This window comes from Sphingomonas sp. Leaf10, from assembly GCF_001421245.1.
Taxonomy (GTDB): domain Bacteria; phylum Pseudomonadota; class Alphaproteobacteria; order Sphingomonadales; family Sphingomonadaceae; genus Sphingomonas.
Map to the genome: position 1 here is coordinate 814,139 of NZ_LMKE01000001.1, position 13,809 is coordinate 827,947.

A 13,809-nucleotide genomic window follows, 5' to 3' on the forward strand; every position below is an offset into this window, starting at 1 on the left:
CAGCTAGTCAAATGCATCGATTGCGTGGATTTGCGCAGCGTGGGGTGGGTGGGCGATGATCGGACGCGGGTGGGACCGGGCACGACCGGGCGGCTTTCTGACGCGGCTGGCGCGCGACCGTACCGGCAACACACTGGCGATGATGGCCTTCGCGATGATCCCGCTGATCGGCATGGTCGGTTCGGCGATCGATACCGCGCGGGTCTTCTACGTCAAGGTGCGCCTGCAACAGGCATGCGACGCGGGTGCGCTGGCCGGGCGCAAATTCATGAACGGCACCGAATTCAACGATGCCGCCCGGCTACAGGCACAGGCATTCTTCGCCAATAATTTTCAGGCGGGGATGATGGCGTCGGCCGATCCAGCCTTCACCCCGGTAAAGACCGATCAGGGTCAGGTCGCCGCCACCGCATCGGTCACCGTGCCGATGACGCTGATGCGGATGTTCGGCTTCGAACCCGTTACGGTCAGGGTCGCGTGCGAGGCGAAGCTCGAAATCCCCAATCTCGACGTCATGTTCGTGCTCGACACGACCGGATCGATGACCGACACCAACGCCGGTGACACCGCCGACCGAATCACCGGTTTGCGTCAGGCGGTCATGAACTTCTACGACACGCTCGATCGCGCCAAAAAGCCGGGAACGCTGATCCGCTATGGCGCCGTTCCGTATTCGTCGAACGTCAATGTCGGCATGTTGCTGCGGCCCGAATGGATGGTCGACAACGCCTATTACTAGTCCCGGAAATATGACGGCAGCACGACGACGACCGGCCCGGACACAATCGACAATGCCGATTACGTGGTCACGACCGGCGGGTGGCAGAAGAAGAGCGGCACGTCGGGAACGACCAAGACCTATGGCCAGCCGGAGAACTGCACCGCGCCGGCCAACAAATTGCAGACATCGCAGACTGAAACCGGATGGAAGTCCACGGGCAAGAACGACCGCAGCGAAACCAACACCTATACCCGAACTCGAAGCGGCAGCAGCTATTCGGCAAAGGTCGTCAATGCCCGCTGTGAGATCACCGAAACCTGGTACCGCGACTATGTCGACACGCGGACCGACAGTCGCGTTCCGAACCCGAACAAGGGCAAGACCAAACCGGGAACTCCGACAACGACCCACTATTATTGGTACGACAGGCTCCAGTGGAATGTTTCGGGCCTGAAGGGGTCGGGCGCCCGCATGGCGGGTGGCACCATCGAACTGCCCATCGCGGCCGAGGGCAAGATGCGCCAGATCACCTGGAATGCGCAGAACGCCTGTATCGAGGAGCGCAAGACCGTTGCGCAATCGACCTACGATACCATTCCCCAGGACGCCTATGACCTGAACGTCGATATGGTCCCCAATCCCAGTGATGACGAAACCCGCTGGAAACCGTGGTTGCCGGGGGCGGTGTTCGCACGGGAAAGCTTCACCAAATGGTCGGTCCCGGGAATGCGGTCGAGTTCCAATTATCCGAATTTGCAGGACGTGAACAACGGACAGAATGCCCCCTGCCCATCCCCGGCGCGCATGTTGCAGGCGTTCACCCAAGCCGAGATGCAAAGCTACGTCAACAGCCTGCAGGTCGGTGGCAAGACCCATCACGATATCGGCTTCCTGTGGGGGCTGCGCCTGATGTCGCGCGACGGCATCTTCAAGGACGAGAACAGCGCCGGGCTGAACGGCGGCAAGAATTCGCAACACCTGATATTCATGACCGATGGCGAGACCGATACCTACAACACGGTGTACGAAGCCTATGGCCTGTCGGGTCTCGATCGACGGCGGACCACCGGTTTCACTTCCAACGACGCGCAGAACAAGGAGCAGAACACGATCGTCGCCAATCGCCTGCTCGCGCTGTGTCAGGTCGCGCGGCGCAAGGACATTACGGTCTGGGTCATCGCGTTCGGCACGACGCTAACCCCACTGCTGAGCGATTGCACGACCGAGGGGCGATCGTTCCAGGCGAGCAATACCGCGCAGCTCAACACCGCGTTCAGCAACATCGCCGCGCAGATCGCCAAGCTGCGGGTGTCGAAGTGATCGCCCGGCTGAACCGCGACCGGCGGGGGGCGACCTTCGTCGAATTCGCACTGCTTGCTCCGGTCCTGCTGCTGTTGCTGATGGGCCTGTTCGACCTCAGCTACCGGTCCTATGTGCAGGCGCTGCTGACCGGCGCGTTGCAGCAGGCCGCGCGCAACGGCACGCTGGAGGGTAATGCGACCACCTCCGCCGCCGCCGCGATCGACGAACAGGTCATCCGACAGGTTCGCCCCGTCGCCGCCAATCTCACCTGGACCAGCAAGCGTTCCTACTATCGCAACTATGACGGCGTCGACGCCGAACCGTTCGACGATGCCAACCGCAATAATAAATATGATCCGGGCGAGTGCTTCACCGATATGAACGGCAATCGCCTGTGGGATGCGGACCCCGGCCTCGATGGTCAGGGTGGAGCGAACGACATCACGATATATACCGTCGAGGTCACCTATCCCCGGCTGTTCCCGCTTACCGGACTGATGGGGCTGCCCCCCGACCAAAAAATATCGGCGACGAGCGCGCTGAAGAACCAGCCCTATGATACGCAGAGCACGGCGGCGGCGGAGCGGATATGCGGATGACCATCGCCCGCACCCTCCGCGATCTGCGACAGGCCCGGCGCGGCGTCGCGATGCTAGAATTCGCGCTTGCCCTGCCAATCGTCCTGCCGATCGGGCTGTATGCGATCGAACTGTGCAATTTCGGCATCCAGCAGTTGCGGCTCAGTCAGGCGACACAGACCCTTGCCGACAATATCTCGCGCGTCGGCGTCGACACCAACGCCGCGACGCAGCAGCTGCGCGAGGTCGACGTCAACGAGGTGATCGCCGGGTTGCGTCGGCAGACCGACGCATTGGGGCTGACCACCAATGGCCGCGTGACGATTTCCAGTCTGGAGCGGCGCGACGGAGCGCAATGGATTCACTGGCAACGCTGCGTCGGGTTGAAGCGCGGTGCGGGCTATGATTCCAGCTTCGGCCGCGAAGGCGATGGCGGAACGTCGAACACGGCGTTCAAGGGCATGGGCGACCCTGCCAGGCCGGTGCAAGCTCCCGATCGTGCGGCGGTGATCTTCGTCGAGGTCAATTACGACTATCAGCCGCTGCTGACCGCGTTCTTCCTCGGCCAGCGCAAGGTGCAGCAGACCGCTGCCTTCATCGTCCGCGACAATCGCTTGCTGGAGGACGGGGTGGTCGATCCGACACCGCAAGCGAAGCAGCGCATGACCTGCGACCGCTACACCGTCTGACGGCGACCGCCGCTGCGGGACCGTCCCGCAGCGGCGTCGTTCGTTACTTGTAGGTGACCTTCTTCACCGCTTCCACGACCTTGTCGCTGGTGATGAGCGCCAGCTTTTCGAGGTTCGCGGCATAGGGCAGCGGCACGTCCTCGTTGGTGACGCGCAGCACCGGCGCGTCGAGGTCGTCGAAGCCCTGCTCCATCACCACCGCGGCGATTTCCGACGCGATCGAGCAGGTCGGCCAACCTTCCTCGACCACGACCAGCCGGTTGGTCTTCTTCAGCGACTTCAGCACCGTCTTGGTGTCGAGCGGGCGCAGCGTGCGCAGATCGATCACTTCGGCGTCGATGCCCTCGCCGCCAAGCTTCTCGGCGGCTTCGAGCGCGAGGCCGACGCCGATCGAATAGCTGACGATCGTCACGTCCTTGCCCGGCTTCATGATCCGCGCCTTGCCGATCGGCAGGACGAAATCGTCGAGCTTCGGCACGTCGAACGAGCGGCCGTACATCAGTTCGTTTTCGAGGAAGACGACCGGGTCGGTCGAGCGGATCGCCGCCTTCAACAGACCCTTCGCATCGGCCGCGTCATAGGGCGCGATCACGATCAGGCCGGGGACGCTGGCATACCACGGGCCATAGTTCTGCGAGTGCTGGGCCCCCACGCGGCTCGCCGCGCCGTTGGGGCCGCGGAACACGATCGGGCAGCGCATCTGGCCGCCGGACATGTAATTGGTCTTGGCCGCCGAATTGATGATATGATCGATCGCCTGCATGGCGAAGTTGAACGTCATGAATTCGATGACCGGGCGCAGACCGCCCATTGCCGCGCCGGTACCGATGCCGGCAAAGCCGTATTCGGTGATCGGCGTATCGATGACCCGGCGGTCGCCGAATTCGGCGAGCAGGCCCTGCGTAACCTTGTACGCGCCCTGATATTCCGCGACTTCCTCGCCCATCACGAACACGCGGTCGTCGGCACGCATTTCCTCGGCCATCGCGTCGCGCAGCGCGTCGCGGACCGTGGTCTTGACCATCTCGGTCCCTTCCGGGATTTCCGGGCTGGTCTCGCCTTCCTGATCGGCGGCGTCGAACAGCTGGCGCGCGCCGGTTTCGGCGTGCTGCTGCGACGTGCCTTCGGGCGTCGGCGGTGCCTTGTCGTCGTTCTTTTCGTCGGCCTTGGGCGTAGCGGCGGCGGCATCGCCCGCGCGTGCCTCGGTCGGCTGCGACGACTTGGCGGCGTCGACGTCCTCACCCTCGGCGGCGAGGATCGCGATGACCGCGCCGACCTTCACATTGTCGGTACCCTCGGCGACGACGATCTGCGCGATCGTGCCTTCATCGACGGCTTCGAATTCCATCGTCGCCTTGTCGGTCTCGATCTCGGCCATGATGTCGCCCGACTTGACCGTGTCGCCTTCCTTGACGAGCCACTTGGCCAGCGTGCCTTCTTCCATCGTGGGCGACAGCGCCGGCATCTTCAGTTCGATCGGCATCTCAGTAGGTCTCCACCAGCACGTCGGTGTACAATTCTTCCGGGTTCGGCTCGGGCGCACTTTCGGCGAAGTCGGCGGCGGCGTTCACCACCTTGCGGATTTCGGCCTCGATCGCCTTCAGCTCGTCCTCGTTTACGCCGGCGGCGTTCAGCTCGCGCTTCAGCCCCTCGATCGGGTCCGAATTGTCGCGCATCGCCTGCACTTCGTCGCGGCTGCGATACTTGGCCGGATCGGACATCGAATGGCCGCGATAGCGATAGGTCTTCATCTCGAGGATGATCGGACCCTTGCCCGCGCGCACCCATGCCAGCGCTTCCTCGGCGGCACCACGGCACGCCAGCACGTCCATGCCGTCGACCTGGATGCCCGGAATGCGGAAACTTTCGCCGCGCTTGTACAGCTGGTCTTCGGCCGACGCGCGGTTGACGCTCGTGCCCATGGCGTACTGGTTGTTCTCAATCACGAAGATGATCGGGAGCTTCCACAGCTCGGCCATGTTGAACGATTCGTACACCTGCCCCTGGTTCGCGGCGCCATCGCCGAAATAGGCCATGCAGACGCCGCCGTCGTTGCTGTACTTGTGCCCGAACGCGAGACCTGCGCCCAGCGACACCTGCGCCCCGACGATACCATGACCGCCATAGAATTTATGCTCGGTCGAGAACATGTGCATCGACCCGCCCTTGCCGCGGCTGATGCCGGCTTCACGCCCGGTCAGCTCGGCCATGATGACCTTGGGATCGATGCCATAGGCGAGCATGTGGCCATGGTCGCGGTAGCCGGTGATGACCGAATCCTTGCCGGATTCGAGTGCCGACTGGAGACCGACGGCAACGGCTTCCTGGCCTATATACAGGTGGCAGAAACCACCAATCAGGCCGAGGCCGTACAATTGCCCCGCCTTCTCCTCGAAACGACGGATCAGCAGCATCTCCTTGTAGAAGGAGAGCAATTCCTCTTTCGACGCTTCGTACCGCTTTGGCTCCCCCGGCCGTTCGCGATTGGGAATGACGGGTTCGCTGGTGCGGCCTTGCGCCGGTGCTTTTGCCACGGTTCGGATGCCTCGTTCCTGAAAGGATGGGAAGGAAGCGCCGCCTATGGCGCGATTTCCCTGCCTGCGCAACCGAACCCCATGCGCTTCCGGTACGGAATCATTCGTCGATCCGGATTCCACACCGCGATCGCGCCGCCGCTTCGCCGGTGATCGGCACGATAAATTCGTCCGGGTGCGCGACGTTCAGCTTCCGCCGGACCAGTTCGTCGACCATGTCGGGATCGGCATGGCGCGGATCGAGCAGCTCGACGCGGTTACGCAGTTCGGCGCGCACTTTCTCCAGACAGGCATATTGCGCCTTCCGAACCGCCAGCTTGCGCTGATAATCGCGATACGCCAGCACCCCGTTCGGCCCCAGCACCGCGTGATAGGCGAAGAAGCCGATGACGAGGATCACCAGCGCCGGCCATCCGGCACGTCTCAGCATCTGACGAAGGGGCGAGGAACGCGACATGGCGCGTATGTCGTTTATACCCCGCCCCCACGCAAGCCACCAACCACTGCCCCGGAGCCGATATGCACCTGCTGCACGATCCCGCGACGATCACCGGTCCGACCGATTTCGACACTTTTTTGAACATCGACATCCGCGTCGGCACGATCGTCACCGCCGAACCTTACCCGGAAGCGCGCAAACCGGCGATCAAGCTGGTCATCGATTTCGGCCCCGTGATCGGACAGAAGCGGTCGAGTGCACAGATCACCGAACATTATGACTGCGCAGGGCTGGTCGGGCGACAGGTCGCGGCGGTCGTCAATTTCCCGCCGCGCCAGATCGGCAAGTTCGTGTCCGAAGTATTGACGCTGGGCTTTCCGGACGAAGCCGGTGCTGTCGTGTTGTGCGCGCCCGATCGCCGAGTGCCGGATGGGGGGCGGCTGTTCTGATCGTACCGCACACCGTTAAAAACCATTATTAAACATATTGAAACTATGGTCGGCAGCGATCGGTGAAACAACTCCATTGAATATGCAGGCCAGGTATCGGCAATTGTCCAATGTTCCGAACACCCTGTCGATCGATCGCGAATTTGCGAAACTGAACCGCCTGCGCTTTCTGCCGGAGATCGAAGCGCGGTTCGACGCCGAGGGAGTCGATCATCGCAAGCGCGTCGGCCGAATTTCGCTGATGGCCGGCATCTTCATCTTCAATATGTTCCTGTTCGCCGACCTGCAGATCATGCCGGACATTTCCTCCCGCTAGCGCTGCTCCGGCTCGGCCTGTTCACCCCTGCCTGCCTTGCGATCCTGTGGCTGCTGCCACGGACGTCGACCACGCCACAGATTGATACCTGTGCGGTCGGCGGGACGGTTCTGGGCGTTGCAATACCGGTGATCGCATCGCTTTACAGCCAATCGCCCTACGTGCTGATCTATCAGTTCGGCACGATGATCACGATGACATACTTCACGCTGGTTCAACGGGTCCGTTTCCGCATGGCGGTCGCAGGACTGGTGATCATCCTTTTCATTCAGCTCTATTGCGTCGCGCTTCGAACCGATATCGATGCGCCCTCGTTCGACTTTGTCGTCAACTTCTTCGTCGGCGGAACGACGCTGCTGCTGCTTGGCAGCTTTCTTCAGGAACGCACCGAACGAAAGGGATTTCTTGAACGCCTGCGCAGCGACCTGTTGGTAGAACATATCGAATGGGCGGCACGTACCGACATGCTGACCGGAATGTCGAACCGGCATCATCTGGCTCAGATCAGTCCCACGTTCATGGAAGTCGCCGCGCGGCAACCCGTGGCCGCGCTGATGATCGACATCGACCATTTCAAACTGTTCAACGATACGCAGGGGCATCTGGCCGGTGATCACTGCATCCGTACCGTAGCGCGCATCATCCTCGACGCGCTGGAAGCGTCCGGCCAGGGCGGCGAGCGCGCCAACCATGCCTTCCGCTTCGGCGGCGAAGAATTTCTGCTGCTCCTGACGGGGCGGGACGAAGCACAGGCGACCGCCCTTGGCGAGGCGATCCGCCTGCGGCTCGAAGCGGCCCGGATCGCGCATCCCGGCATGGGAACCGGTGCCTTGCTGACGGCATCGATCGGTATCGCCGTTCGCCGCTGGACCGATGTCGACCTCGAAGCGCTGATCGGTGCCGCCGACACCGCGCTATATCAGGCAAAGGCGGGAGGACGGAACCGACTGGCGATTGCGGCCTGATCCACGCTACACTGCATCGTTGCCACCGCACGCAGCGCTGCGTCCATGGCGCTCCGACAATGAAGATCGGGGCCGCTCTCAGCGGTCGAGCGCAGCCGCTGGCGAAGCGGTGACCGTTCCGAGCCAGAACCAGCCGTCATAGGCCGGATCGTGCTGCGTTCCGGGCAACGGTTGGACGGCCACGAACGGGGCGCGATTGATCGTCGAATCGCTTCGGACCGGGTGCCCTGCACATTCTATCATGCCGCTTGATATCGGTTTGCCACGTTCAAACTTCGCACCGGCACGCAACTCGCAGGTCCACGCCGATCCGCCCGCAGTAGCCATATTCAACGACATTACCTTGCCCGCCGGTGCCAACTGCATCGCCATCGGTCGAAAGGTTGCCGTATCACGCTCGATCGGTTCCTTGCGCGCGTGCAGATTCCCGACCAGCACTAGCACATGGTCATACCGGCCAGCGGCGGCGGCGTTGCGGATATTCTCGGCCTGCGCTGCCTCATGGGGTCCCTGCCCCGGCTGATCTGCGAACTTCGCGCGCTGCGCAGAGTCCCGTGCGCCGTTGAACGCAACGATCGAAACGGGGCGACCGGCGCTCTTCAACGCGTGCAAGCGGACGATCATATCCCGCGTAGCGACGCTGCCAACCCCGTCCCTGCGACCGACCAAGCCTGTCTTGTGCAGCGCCTCCGGGAATTGCCCGGGCGGCAATCGCCACGCAGCCTGCAGGGCATCGTTGTCGGACGATGAGAGCTCGACCGCGACCAGAACCCGCTCGCCCCGCGTGGTAAGCGCGCAGGCGAGCGTACCGATAAACGCAGGAGATTGCGCGGTTCCGTGAATCTCGCCGAACACGACATAGCGCGGCTTGCGGCGCGTCACCTCAGCCCAGCCATCGGGCACCCCGCATCGCTCGCCCGCGTGCGCGACTGTTGGAGCGGCGGCAGCCAGACCAATCGATGCGACCGCGATGAAGAAGGGAAGTGGGACCATCGTTGTAGCCTACAACAAATATTCCGGGCTGAAATCCGAAATCGGATACGAAATGGTCATACACGCCTATGAAAGAGGGCGTCGGTTCGCACCGACACCCCTTTTCCCGATCCGGTACCTGATCAACGCAGGATCGAACGCCCCGCATAGCGCGCCGCACCCGCCAGCTCTTCCTCGATGCGGATCAGCTGGTTGTACTTGGCAAGCCGGTCCGAGCGCGCCAGCGATCCGGTCTTGATCTGGCCGCAGTTGGTCGCGACCGCGAGGTCGGCGATCGTCGCGTCCTCGGTTTCGCCCGAACGGTGCGACATGACCGCGGTATAGCGGTTGCGCTGCGCGAGATTGACCGCCTCCAGCGTCTCGGTCAGCGTGCCGATCTGGTTTACCTTCACCAGCAGCGAGTTGGCGAGGCCCTGCTCCAGACCCATCGCCAGACGCTTCGGGTTCGTCACGAACAGATCGTCGCCGACCAACTGGACCTTGTCGCCGATCTTGTCGGTCAGCGCCTTCCAACCCTCGAAATCGTCCTCCGACATGCCGTCCTCGATCGACAGGATGGGATAACGCGCGGCGAGGTCGGCAAGGTAATCGGCCATTTCGTGCGGCGACAGCGACTTGCCCTCACCGACCATCTCATAGCGGCCGCCCTTGAAGAATTCGGTCGCGGCGCAGTCGAGCGCCAGCATTACGTCGTCACCCGGCTTGTACCCGGCGCGCTCGATGCTCTGCATGATGAAGTCGAGCGCGTCGATCGTGCTGTTCAGCGCCGGGGCGAAGCCGCCTTCGTCGCCGACCGAGGTGGCGAGGCCCTTTTCCGACAGTCCCTTCTTCAGCGTGTGGAAGATTTCCGAACCGCAGCGGACCGCTTCGGCGATGCTGTCGGCACCGACCGGCATCACCATGAATTCCTGGAAATCGATCGGGTTGTCGGCATGTTCGCCGCCGTTGATGATGTTCATCATCGGCACCGGCAGCAGATGCGCCGACACGCCGCCGACATAGCGATACAGCGGCAGCCCGCGCGCGTCCGCCGCCGCCTTCGCCACCGCCAGGCTGACGCCGAGGATCGCATTCGCGCCCAGCCGGCCCTTGTTTTCGGTGCCGTCGAGCTGGATCATCGCTTCGTCGATATCGCTCTGGTCCTCGGCATCCATGCCCAGCACCGCTTCGGCGATGTCGCCATTCACCGCCTCGATCGCGGCCAGCACGCCCTTGCCCAGATAGACCGACTTGTCGCCGTCGCGCTTCTCGACGGCTTCGTGCGCACCGGTCGACGCGCCCGACGGGACCGCGGCACGGCCGAAGCTGCCATCCTCCAACAGCACATCGACCTCGACGGTCGGATTGCCGCGGCTGTCGAGGATCTGGCGGCCATGCACCTGAATGATTGCGGTCACGTAACGACTCCTTCTATGTCCGTGGGAACGGCGTGGTCGCGGCCCCTCTATCCATTCGCCCCGCCACCCGCAAATCCTTGCGCGCGGCACGGAACCCGACCTGTGCCACATGGTTTTCCTCCCGAAACGAAGAAAGGATTCGTTATGACCGACTTCAATCGGACCGGCGCCTCGCCGACCACCAACGACACCGCTGTCGACTTCAATGCCGACATCACGCCGACGACCGGCGGCACCGTCGAATTCACGCCGGCGGCAACGTCGTCGTTCGGCTCGGAAACCTCCTCGACCGCCGGCGCCAAACAGACGCTGAAGGACGAAGCGTCGAAGCTGTCGGCCAAGGCTACCGAAAAGGCACGCGGCCTCGCCGATGAAGGCAAGGCCCGCGCGACCGGGGCGCTCGACGAATTTTCGAAGCTGATGGAGGACGCCGCCGGCACCGTCGATGAAAAGCTCGGCGAACAATATGGCCAATATGCCCGCTCGGCCGCCCAGGCGATTTCAGGCTTTTCCGACAATCTGCGCGGCAAGGAAGTCGACGACCTGATCGCCGACGCCAGCGATTTCGTGCGCAAGAGCCCGGCGATCGCCATCGGCACCGCTGCCGCACTCGGCTTCGTGCTGGCGCGCATCGTCAAGGCGGGCACCGACGCCGACACCACCCCCGTGGTCAAGGGCTGACCCCGATCATGGGGGATGAAGGGCTGGGAACGGTCGTCGGTCGCGTCGTCGAGGATGCAAAGGCGTATGCCTGCGCCGAGGTGACGCTGTGGAAGACCGTCGCCAGCACGCGCGGATCGCAGGCCGGCATCGCCGCCGGCCTGGCGGTCGGTGCAGTGGTCATAGCGCTGTCGGCGGTCACCGCCCTGCTGGTCGGGGCGATCCTGTCGCTGCGGCCGATCATGGGTCCGGGCTGGGCAACCTTGCTGGTCGTGATCGTGGCGTTGGCGATCGCGGCCATTCTCGCCAAGATCGCGTTGTCGAGCTTCAAACGCGTCGTCGCGCCGTTGGGAGACAGCTGATGATCTCGCCCACCCTCGCCGCCGCCCGCGCCGATGCGCTGCTCAAGCGCGCCCGGTTGCAGGCGAGCCTTGCCGAAGCGAAGCACCGCCTGTCGCCATCGACCATCGCCTCGAACGTCGCCGACGACCTGCGTGACAAGGCGGAGGACGGCGTCGCCGTCCTAATGGAACGCCCCGGCATTGCGGCCGGTATCGCCACCGGCGTCGTCGCCCTGCTCGCCCGCAAGCGCATCGCCCGGCTGTTCCGCAAGGCGCCCCCGCCCCCGCCGCCCCCCATCGCCCCGCCCCCGCCCGTCCCGAACAAGGAATGACATCATGAGCGAACTCAAGACCGCCCCGCACGAAACCACGGGCACCATCGACACGCTGAAGGAAAAGGCTTCGACCGCCGCCCACGCGACCAGCGATGCCGCGCACGACGCCGCCAAGCGCGCATCGGAAGCAGCGCATGATGCCGCGCACCGCGCATCGGAAACGATCGACACCAACCCGCTCGCCGTCCTCGCCGGCGGCCTGGCGCTCGGTGCCGTGCTCGGCGCGCTGCTGCCACGCACCGCACAGGAGACGAAGACGCTCGCCCCGCTCGGCAAGAAGCTCGCCGCTGCCGCCACCGCCGCCGCCGCGACCGCCCGCGACGTCGGCAAGGAACAGCTGACCGCCGCGCTGCCCAGCAAGGACGGCGCCAAGGAACAGCTGCGTTCGGCGTTCAGCACGGTGGTGCAGGCCGCCACCGACAGCGGCAAGGCCGCCGTCAAGCGCTGATCTTTCCCAACTTATGGGTTGAAGGGTACGCCCGGTCCGCTATGCGGGTTGGGCGTAACTTTTTTGCACTGCGGGAACGACCATGAGCAAACTCCACCTCGTCTTCGGCGGCCGCGTCGCCGATCCGCGCACGCTCGATTTCGCCGACCTCAAGGCGATCGACGTCGTCGGCATCTTCGGCGACTATGCCAGCGCCGAAAAGGCATGGCGCGCCGCGGCGCAACGGACCGTCGACGATGCCGAAATGAAATATGTGGTGGTGCACCTCCACCGCTTGCTCGAACCGGAACTGCCGGCGGCGTAAGGGACGCCTTTTCCGCGCCCGGACGACTCCTTTTACCCGTTCGGTTCGAGCAGCTTCGAGCCTGTCGAGAAGCGTCCGTCGAGAACAGCCCGTTTGGGGCACCCCTTCTTGACTACGGTTCTCGACAGGCTCGAACCTCCGCTCGAAGCAAACGGATGGGGGGGAGGACGAGGGTAAGAGCCTAGCCGGCGTCCACCCGCCTACCCCAACGCCACCGCAACAGCGGCCGCAGCAACACCATCCCGGCAATAAACCCGCCGGCATGCGCCGCCCCGGCAATCGGCATCTCGCTCCCCGCGCTCGCCCAGCCGATGGCAAGGTTCAGCAACGTCCAGCTAACCCCCAGCCACACCGCATGCACGACATGCGCCGGCACCGGCCCGATCGCCTTCGCCTTGCCGCCGCCGAACAGCAGCGCATAGGCCCCGATCAGCGCTGAGATCGCGCCGCTCGCCCCGATCATCGGCGCGGGCGAGGTCGGCCCGGCCAGCCACTGCGCCGCGACCGACGCATAGGCACCGACCAGCAACAGCACGATCACCCCACGCAACCCGACCGCCCGCTGCGTCGGCGTACCGACGATGGCGAGGCTCAGCAGGTTGAAGCCCAGATGCAGCCACCCGTCATGAACAAACGCGGCGGTGATCGGCGTCAGCCATACCGGCACGAACGGCGCAAACCCCTCGATCGACGCGATATCGCTGGTCATCCGCAGCGGCACGAACCCCGCCGCGATCGCCGCGCTCCACACGCCGCCGGACAGGATGATCCAGCCACTGACCAAAGCGATCAACCCGCCGATCACAAGGATCGACGGGGAAGGACGCCGTTCGAACATAGCGGTTTAGATGAACTCGATCTTCGAGATCTGGTAATAACGGTCGCCCGACGGCACCGTCACCTCGACATCGTCGTCGATCTTGCGCCCGATCAGCGCCCGGCCCATCGGCGAATTGTACGAGATGCGGCCCGACTTGGCATCCGCCTCGGTCTGACCGACGATCTGGTAGGTGATCGCCTTATCGTCTTCGTCGAGCAGCGTCACGGTCGCACCGAACACGACCTTGTCGCCCGACAGGTCTTTCGGATCGATGACCTGCGCGCGCGACAACTTGTCCTCGATATCGGCGATCGACGCCTCGATCTGGCCCTGCCGTTCCTTCGCCGCATGATATTCGGCGTTTTCGGAAAGATCGCCGTGCGCGCGGGCTTCCTCGATTGCATCGATGATCTGCGGCCGTTCGACCTTCAGTTGCTTGAGGTGCGCCGTCAGGCGATCATAGCCCTCTTGCAACATCGGCATCTTTTCGACCGTCGCCATCGCGCGCGCGTCCCTTT

The 13,809-nt window shown here is 63.8% G+C and carries 19 protein-coding genes; 12 read left to right on the plus strand and 7 right to left on the minus strand.

Annotated elements, in window-relative coordinates:
- Positions 1 to 55: 55 nt before the first annotated feature.
- The 4 genes from ASE59_RS03750 to ASE59_RS03765 all read left to right on the plus strand — a co-directional run bounded on the left by ASE59_RS03750 (position 56) and on the right by ASE59_RS03765 (position 3,290).
- Positions 56 to 739 (plus strand): pilus assembly protein, encoded by a 684-nt coding sequence (locus ASE59_RS03750; protein WP_056452076.1) that lies wholly within the window; start codon positions 56 to 58, stop codon positions 737 to 739.
- Positions 740 to 802: 63 nt separating this feature from the next.
- Positions 803 to 2,041, plus strand: coding sequence for a hypothetical protein (locus tag ASE59_RS20550; protein ID WP_056452079.1), 1,239 nt, complete (start codon positions 803 to 805; stop codon positions 2,039 to 2,041).
- Entirely contained in the window at positions 2,038 to 2,622 is a 585-nt protein-coding gene (locus ASE59_RS20555) for a TadE/TadG family type IV pilus assembly protein (protein WP_056452082.1), read from the plus strand. Before ASE59_RS20550 ends, ASE59_RS20555 begins: the two co-directional genes overlap by 4 nt.
- Positions 2,613 to 3,290, plus strand: a complete 678-nt coding sequence (locus tag ASE59_RS03765) for a TadE/TadG family type IV pilus assembly protein (RefSeq protein WP_235515629.1) — start codon at positions 2,613 to 2,615, stop codon at positions 3,288 to 3,290. The genes ASE59_RS20555 and ASE59_RS03765 overlap by 10 nt, the downstream gene beginning before the upstream one ends.
- A 43-nt stretch (positions 3,291 to 3,333) precedes the next feature.
- Here the strand turns inward: ASE59_RS03765 and ASE59_RS03770 are convergent, their stop codons facing one another.
- The 3 genes from ASE59_RS03770 to ASE59_RS03780 form a co-directional block, all read right to left on the minus strand.
- Positions 3,334 to 4,773, minus strand: coding sequence for a pyruvate dehydrogenase complex E1 component subunit beta (locus ASE59_RS03770; protein WP_056452087.1), 1,440 nt, complete (start codon positions 4,771 to 4,773; stop codon positions 3,334 to 3,336).
- Between the two features lies 1 nt (position 4,774).
- Positions 4,775 to 5,824 (minus strand): pyruvate dehydrogenase (acetyl-transferring) E1 component subunit alpha, encoded by a 1,050-nt coding sequence (gene pdhA / locus ASE59_RS03775; RefSeq protein WP_056452090.1) that lies wholly within the window; start codon positions 5,822 to 5,824, stop codon positions 4,775 to 4,777.
- Positions 5,825 to 5,924: 100 nt separating this feature from the next.
- Positions 5,925 to 6,281, minus strand: a complete 357-nt coding sequence (locus ASE59_RS03780) for an FtsB family cell division protein (protein ID WP_056452093.1) — start codon at positions 6,279 to 6,281, stop codon at positions 5,925 to 5,927.
- 62 nt (positions 6,282 to 6,343) lie between these two features.
- Here ASE59_RS03780 and ASE59_RS03785 point away from each other — a divergent pair, with 62 nt between their 5' ends.
- From ASE59_RS03785 to ASE59_RS03795, 3 genes are all read left to right on the plus strand, one after another.
- Complete coding sequence (locus ASE59_RS03785; RefSeq protein WP_056452096.1) at positions 6,344 to 6,712, plus strand: tRNA-binding protein; 369 nt, start codon at positions 6,344 to 6,346, stop codon at positions 6,710 to 6,712.
- Between the two features lie 37 nt (positions 6,713 to 6,749).
- Positions 6,750 to 7,028, plus strand: coding sequence for a hypothetical protein (locus tag ASE59_RS03790; protein WP_156359854.1), 279 nt, complete (start codon positions 6,750 to 6,752; stop codon positions 7,026 to 7,028).
- A 128-nt stretch (positions 7,029 to 7,156) separates the two neighbouring features.
- Entirely contained in the window at positions 7,157 to 7,993 is an 837-nt protein-coding gene (locus ASE59_RS03795; RefSeq protein ID WP_056452101.1) for a GGDEF domain-containing protein, read from the plus strand.
- 78 nt (positions 7,994 to 8,071) lie between these two features.
- Here ASE59_RS03795 and ASE59_RS03800 read toward each other — a convergent pair whose 3' ends face one another.
- Both ASE59_RS03800 and eno read right to left on the minus strand, forming a co-directional pair.
- Positions 8,072 to 8,986: a hypothetical protein gene (locus tag ASE59_RS03800; RefSeq protein WP_156359855.1), complete on the minus strand. Its 915-nt coding sequence runs from the start codon at positions 8,984 to 8,986 to the stop codon at positions 8,072 to 8,074.
- Positions 8,987 to 9,108: 122 nt separating this feature from the next.
- A complete protein-coding gene (gene eno / locus ASE59_RS03805; RefSeq protein WP_056452107.1) occupies positions 9,109 to 10,383 on the minus strand; it encodes a phosphopyruvate hydratase in 1,275 nt (424 codons plus the stop codon).
- 144 nt (positions 10,384 to 10,527) lie between these two features.
- Between eno and ASE59_RS03810 the strand changes: the two genes are divergently transcribed.
- From ASE59_RS03810 to ASE59_RS03830, 5 genes are all read left to right on the plus strand, one after another.
- A complete protein-coding gene (locus ASE59_RS03810) occupies positions 10,528 to 11,064 on the plus strand; it encodes a hypothetical protein (RefSeq protein ID WP_235515630.1) in 537 nt (178 codons plus the stop codon).
- Positions 11,065 to 11,072: 8 nt separating this feature from the next.
- Positions 11,073 to 11,405: a phage holin family protein gene (locus ASE59_RS03815; protein WP_056452110.1), complete on the plus strand. Its 333-nt coding sequence runs from the start codon at positions 11,073 to 11,075 to the stop codon at positions 11,403 to 11,405.
- Positions 11,405 to 11,716, plus strand: coding sequence for a hypothetical protein (locus ASE59_RS03820; RefSeq protein ID WP_056452113.1), 312 nt, complete (start codon positions 11,405 to 11,407; stop codon positions 11,714 to 11,716). Before ASE59_RS03815 ends, ASE59_RS03820 begins: the two co-directional genes overlap by 1 nt.
- Positions 11,717 to 11,720: 4 nt before the next feature.
- The gene (locus ASE59_RS03825) at positions 11,721 to 12,167 is read left to right on the plus strand and encodes a DUF883 family protein (RefSeq protein ID WP_056452116.1); all 447 of its coding nucleotides are present in this window, start codon (positions 11,721 to 11,723) and stop codon (positions 12,165 to 12,167) included.
- Positions 12,168 to 12,249: 82 nt separating this feature from the next.
- Positions 12,250 to 12,471, plus strand: coding sequence for a DUF4170 domain-containing protein (locus ASE59_RS03830; RefSeq protein ID WP_056004110.1), 222 nt, complete (start codon positions 12,250 to 12,252; stop codon positions 12,469 to 12,471).
- A gap of 181 nt (positions 12,472 to 12,652) precedes the next feature.
- Here ASE59_RS03830 and ASE59_RS03835 read toward each other — a convergent pair whose 3' ends face one another.
- Positions 12,653 to 13,309, minus strand: coding sequence for a rhomboid family intramembrane serine protease (locus tag ASE59_RS03835; protein WP_056452119.1), 657 nt, complete (start codon positions 13,307 to 13,309; stop codon positions 12,653 to 12,655).
- 6 nt (positions 13,310 to 13,315) lie between these two features.
- The gene (gene greA / locus ASE59_RS03840; protein ID WP_056452122.1) at positions 13,316 to 13,792 is read right to left on the minus strand and encodes a transcription elongation factor GreA; all 477 of its coding nucleotides are present in this window, start codon (positions 13,790 to 13,792) and stop codon (positions 13,316 to 13,318) included.
- Positions 13,793 to 13,809: the final 17 nt, after the last annotated feature.

What these genes read in the sequence shown, in the direction of transcription:
- ASE59_RS03750 (WP_056452076.1), top strand. Translation starts at nt 56, where the DNA reads ATGATCGGACGCGGGTGGGACCGGGCACGACCGGGCGGCTTTCTGACG.
- ASE59_RS03765 (WP_235515629.1), top strand. Translation starts at nt 2,613, where the DNA reads ATGCGGATGACCATCGCCCGCACCCTCCGCGATCTGCGACAGGCCCGG.
- ASE59_RS03770 (WP_056452087.1), bottom strand. Translation starts at nt 4,773, where the DNA reads ATGCCGATCGAACTGAAGATGCCGGCGCTGTCGCCCACGATGGAAGAA.
- ASE59_RS03780 (WP_056452093.1), bottom strand. Translation starts at nt 6,281, where the DNA reads ATGTCGCGTTCCTCGCCCCTTCGTCAGATGCTGAGACGTGCCGGATGG.
- ASE59_RS03785 (WP_056452096.1), top strand. Translation starts at nt 6,344, where the DNA reads ATGCACCTGCTGCACGATCCCGCGACGATCACCGGTCCGACCGATTTC.
- ASE59_RS03800 (WP_156359855.1), bottom strand. Translation starts at nt 8,986, where the DNA reads ATGGTCCCACTTCCCTTCTTCATCGCGGTCGCATCGATTGGTCTGGCT.
- ASE59_RS03810 (WP_235515630.1), top strand. Translation starts at nt 10,528, where the DNA reads ATGACCGACTTCAATCGGACCGGCGCCTCGCCGACCACCAACGACACC.
- ASE59_RS03815 (WP_056452110.1), top strand. Translation starts at nt 11,073, where the DNA reads ATGGGGGATGAAGGGCTGGGAACGGTCGTCGGTCGCGTCGTCGAGGAT.
- ASE59_RS03820 (WP_056452113.1), top strand. Translation starts at nt 11,405, where the DNA reads ATGATCTCGCCCACCCTCGCCGCCGCCCGCGCCGATGCGCTGCTCAAG.
- ASE59_RS03825 (WP_056452116.1), top strand. Translation starts at nt 11,721, where the DNA reads ATGAGCGAACTCAAGACCGCCCCGCACGAAACCACGGGCACCATCGAC.
- ASE59_RS03830 (WP_056004110.1), top strand. Translation starts at nt 12,250, where the DNA reads ATGAGCAAACTCCACCTCGTCTTCGGCGGCCGCGTCGCCGATCCGCGC.
- ASE59_RS03835 (WP_056452119.1), bottom strand. Translation starts at nt 13,309, where the DNA reads ATGTTCGAACGGCGTCCTTCCCCGTCGATCCTTGTGATCGGCGGGTTG.
- greA (WP_056452122.1), bottom strand. Translation starts at nt 13,792, where the DNA reads ATGGCGACGGTCGAAAAGATGCCGATGTTGCAAGAGGGCTATGATCGC.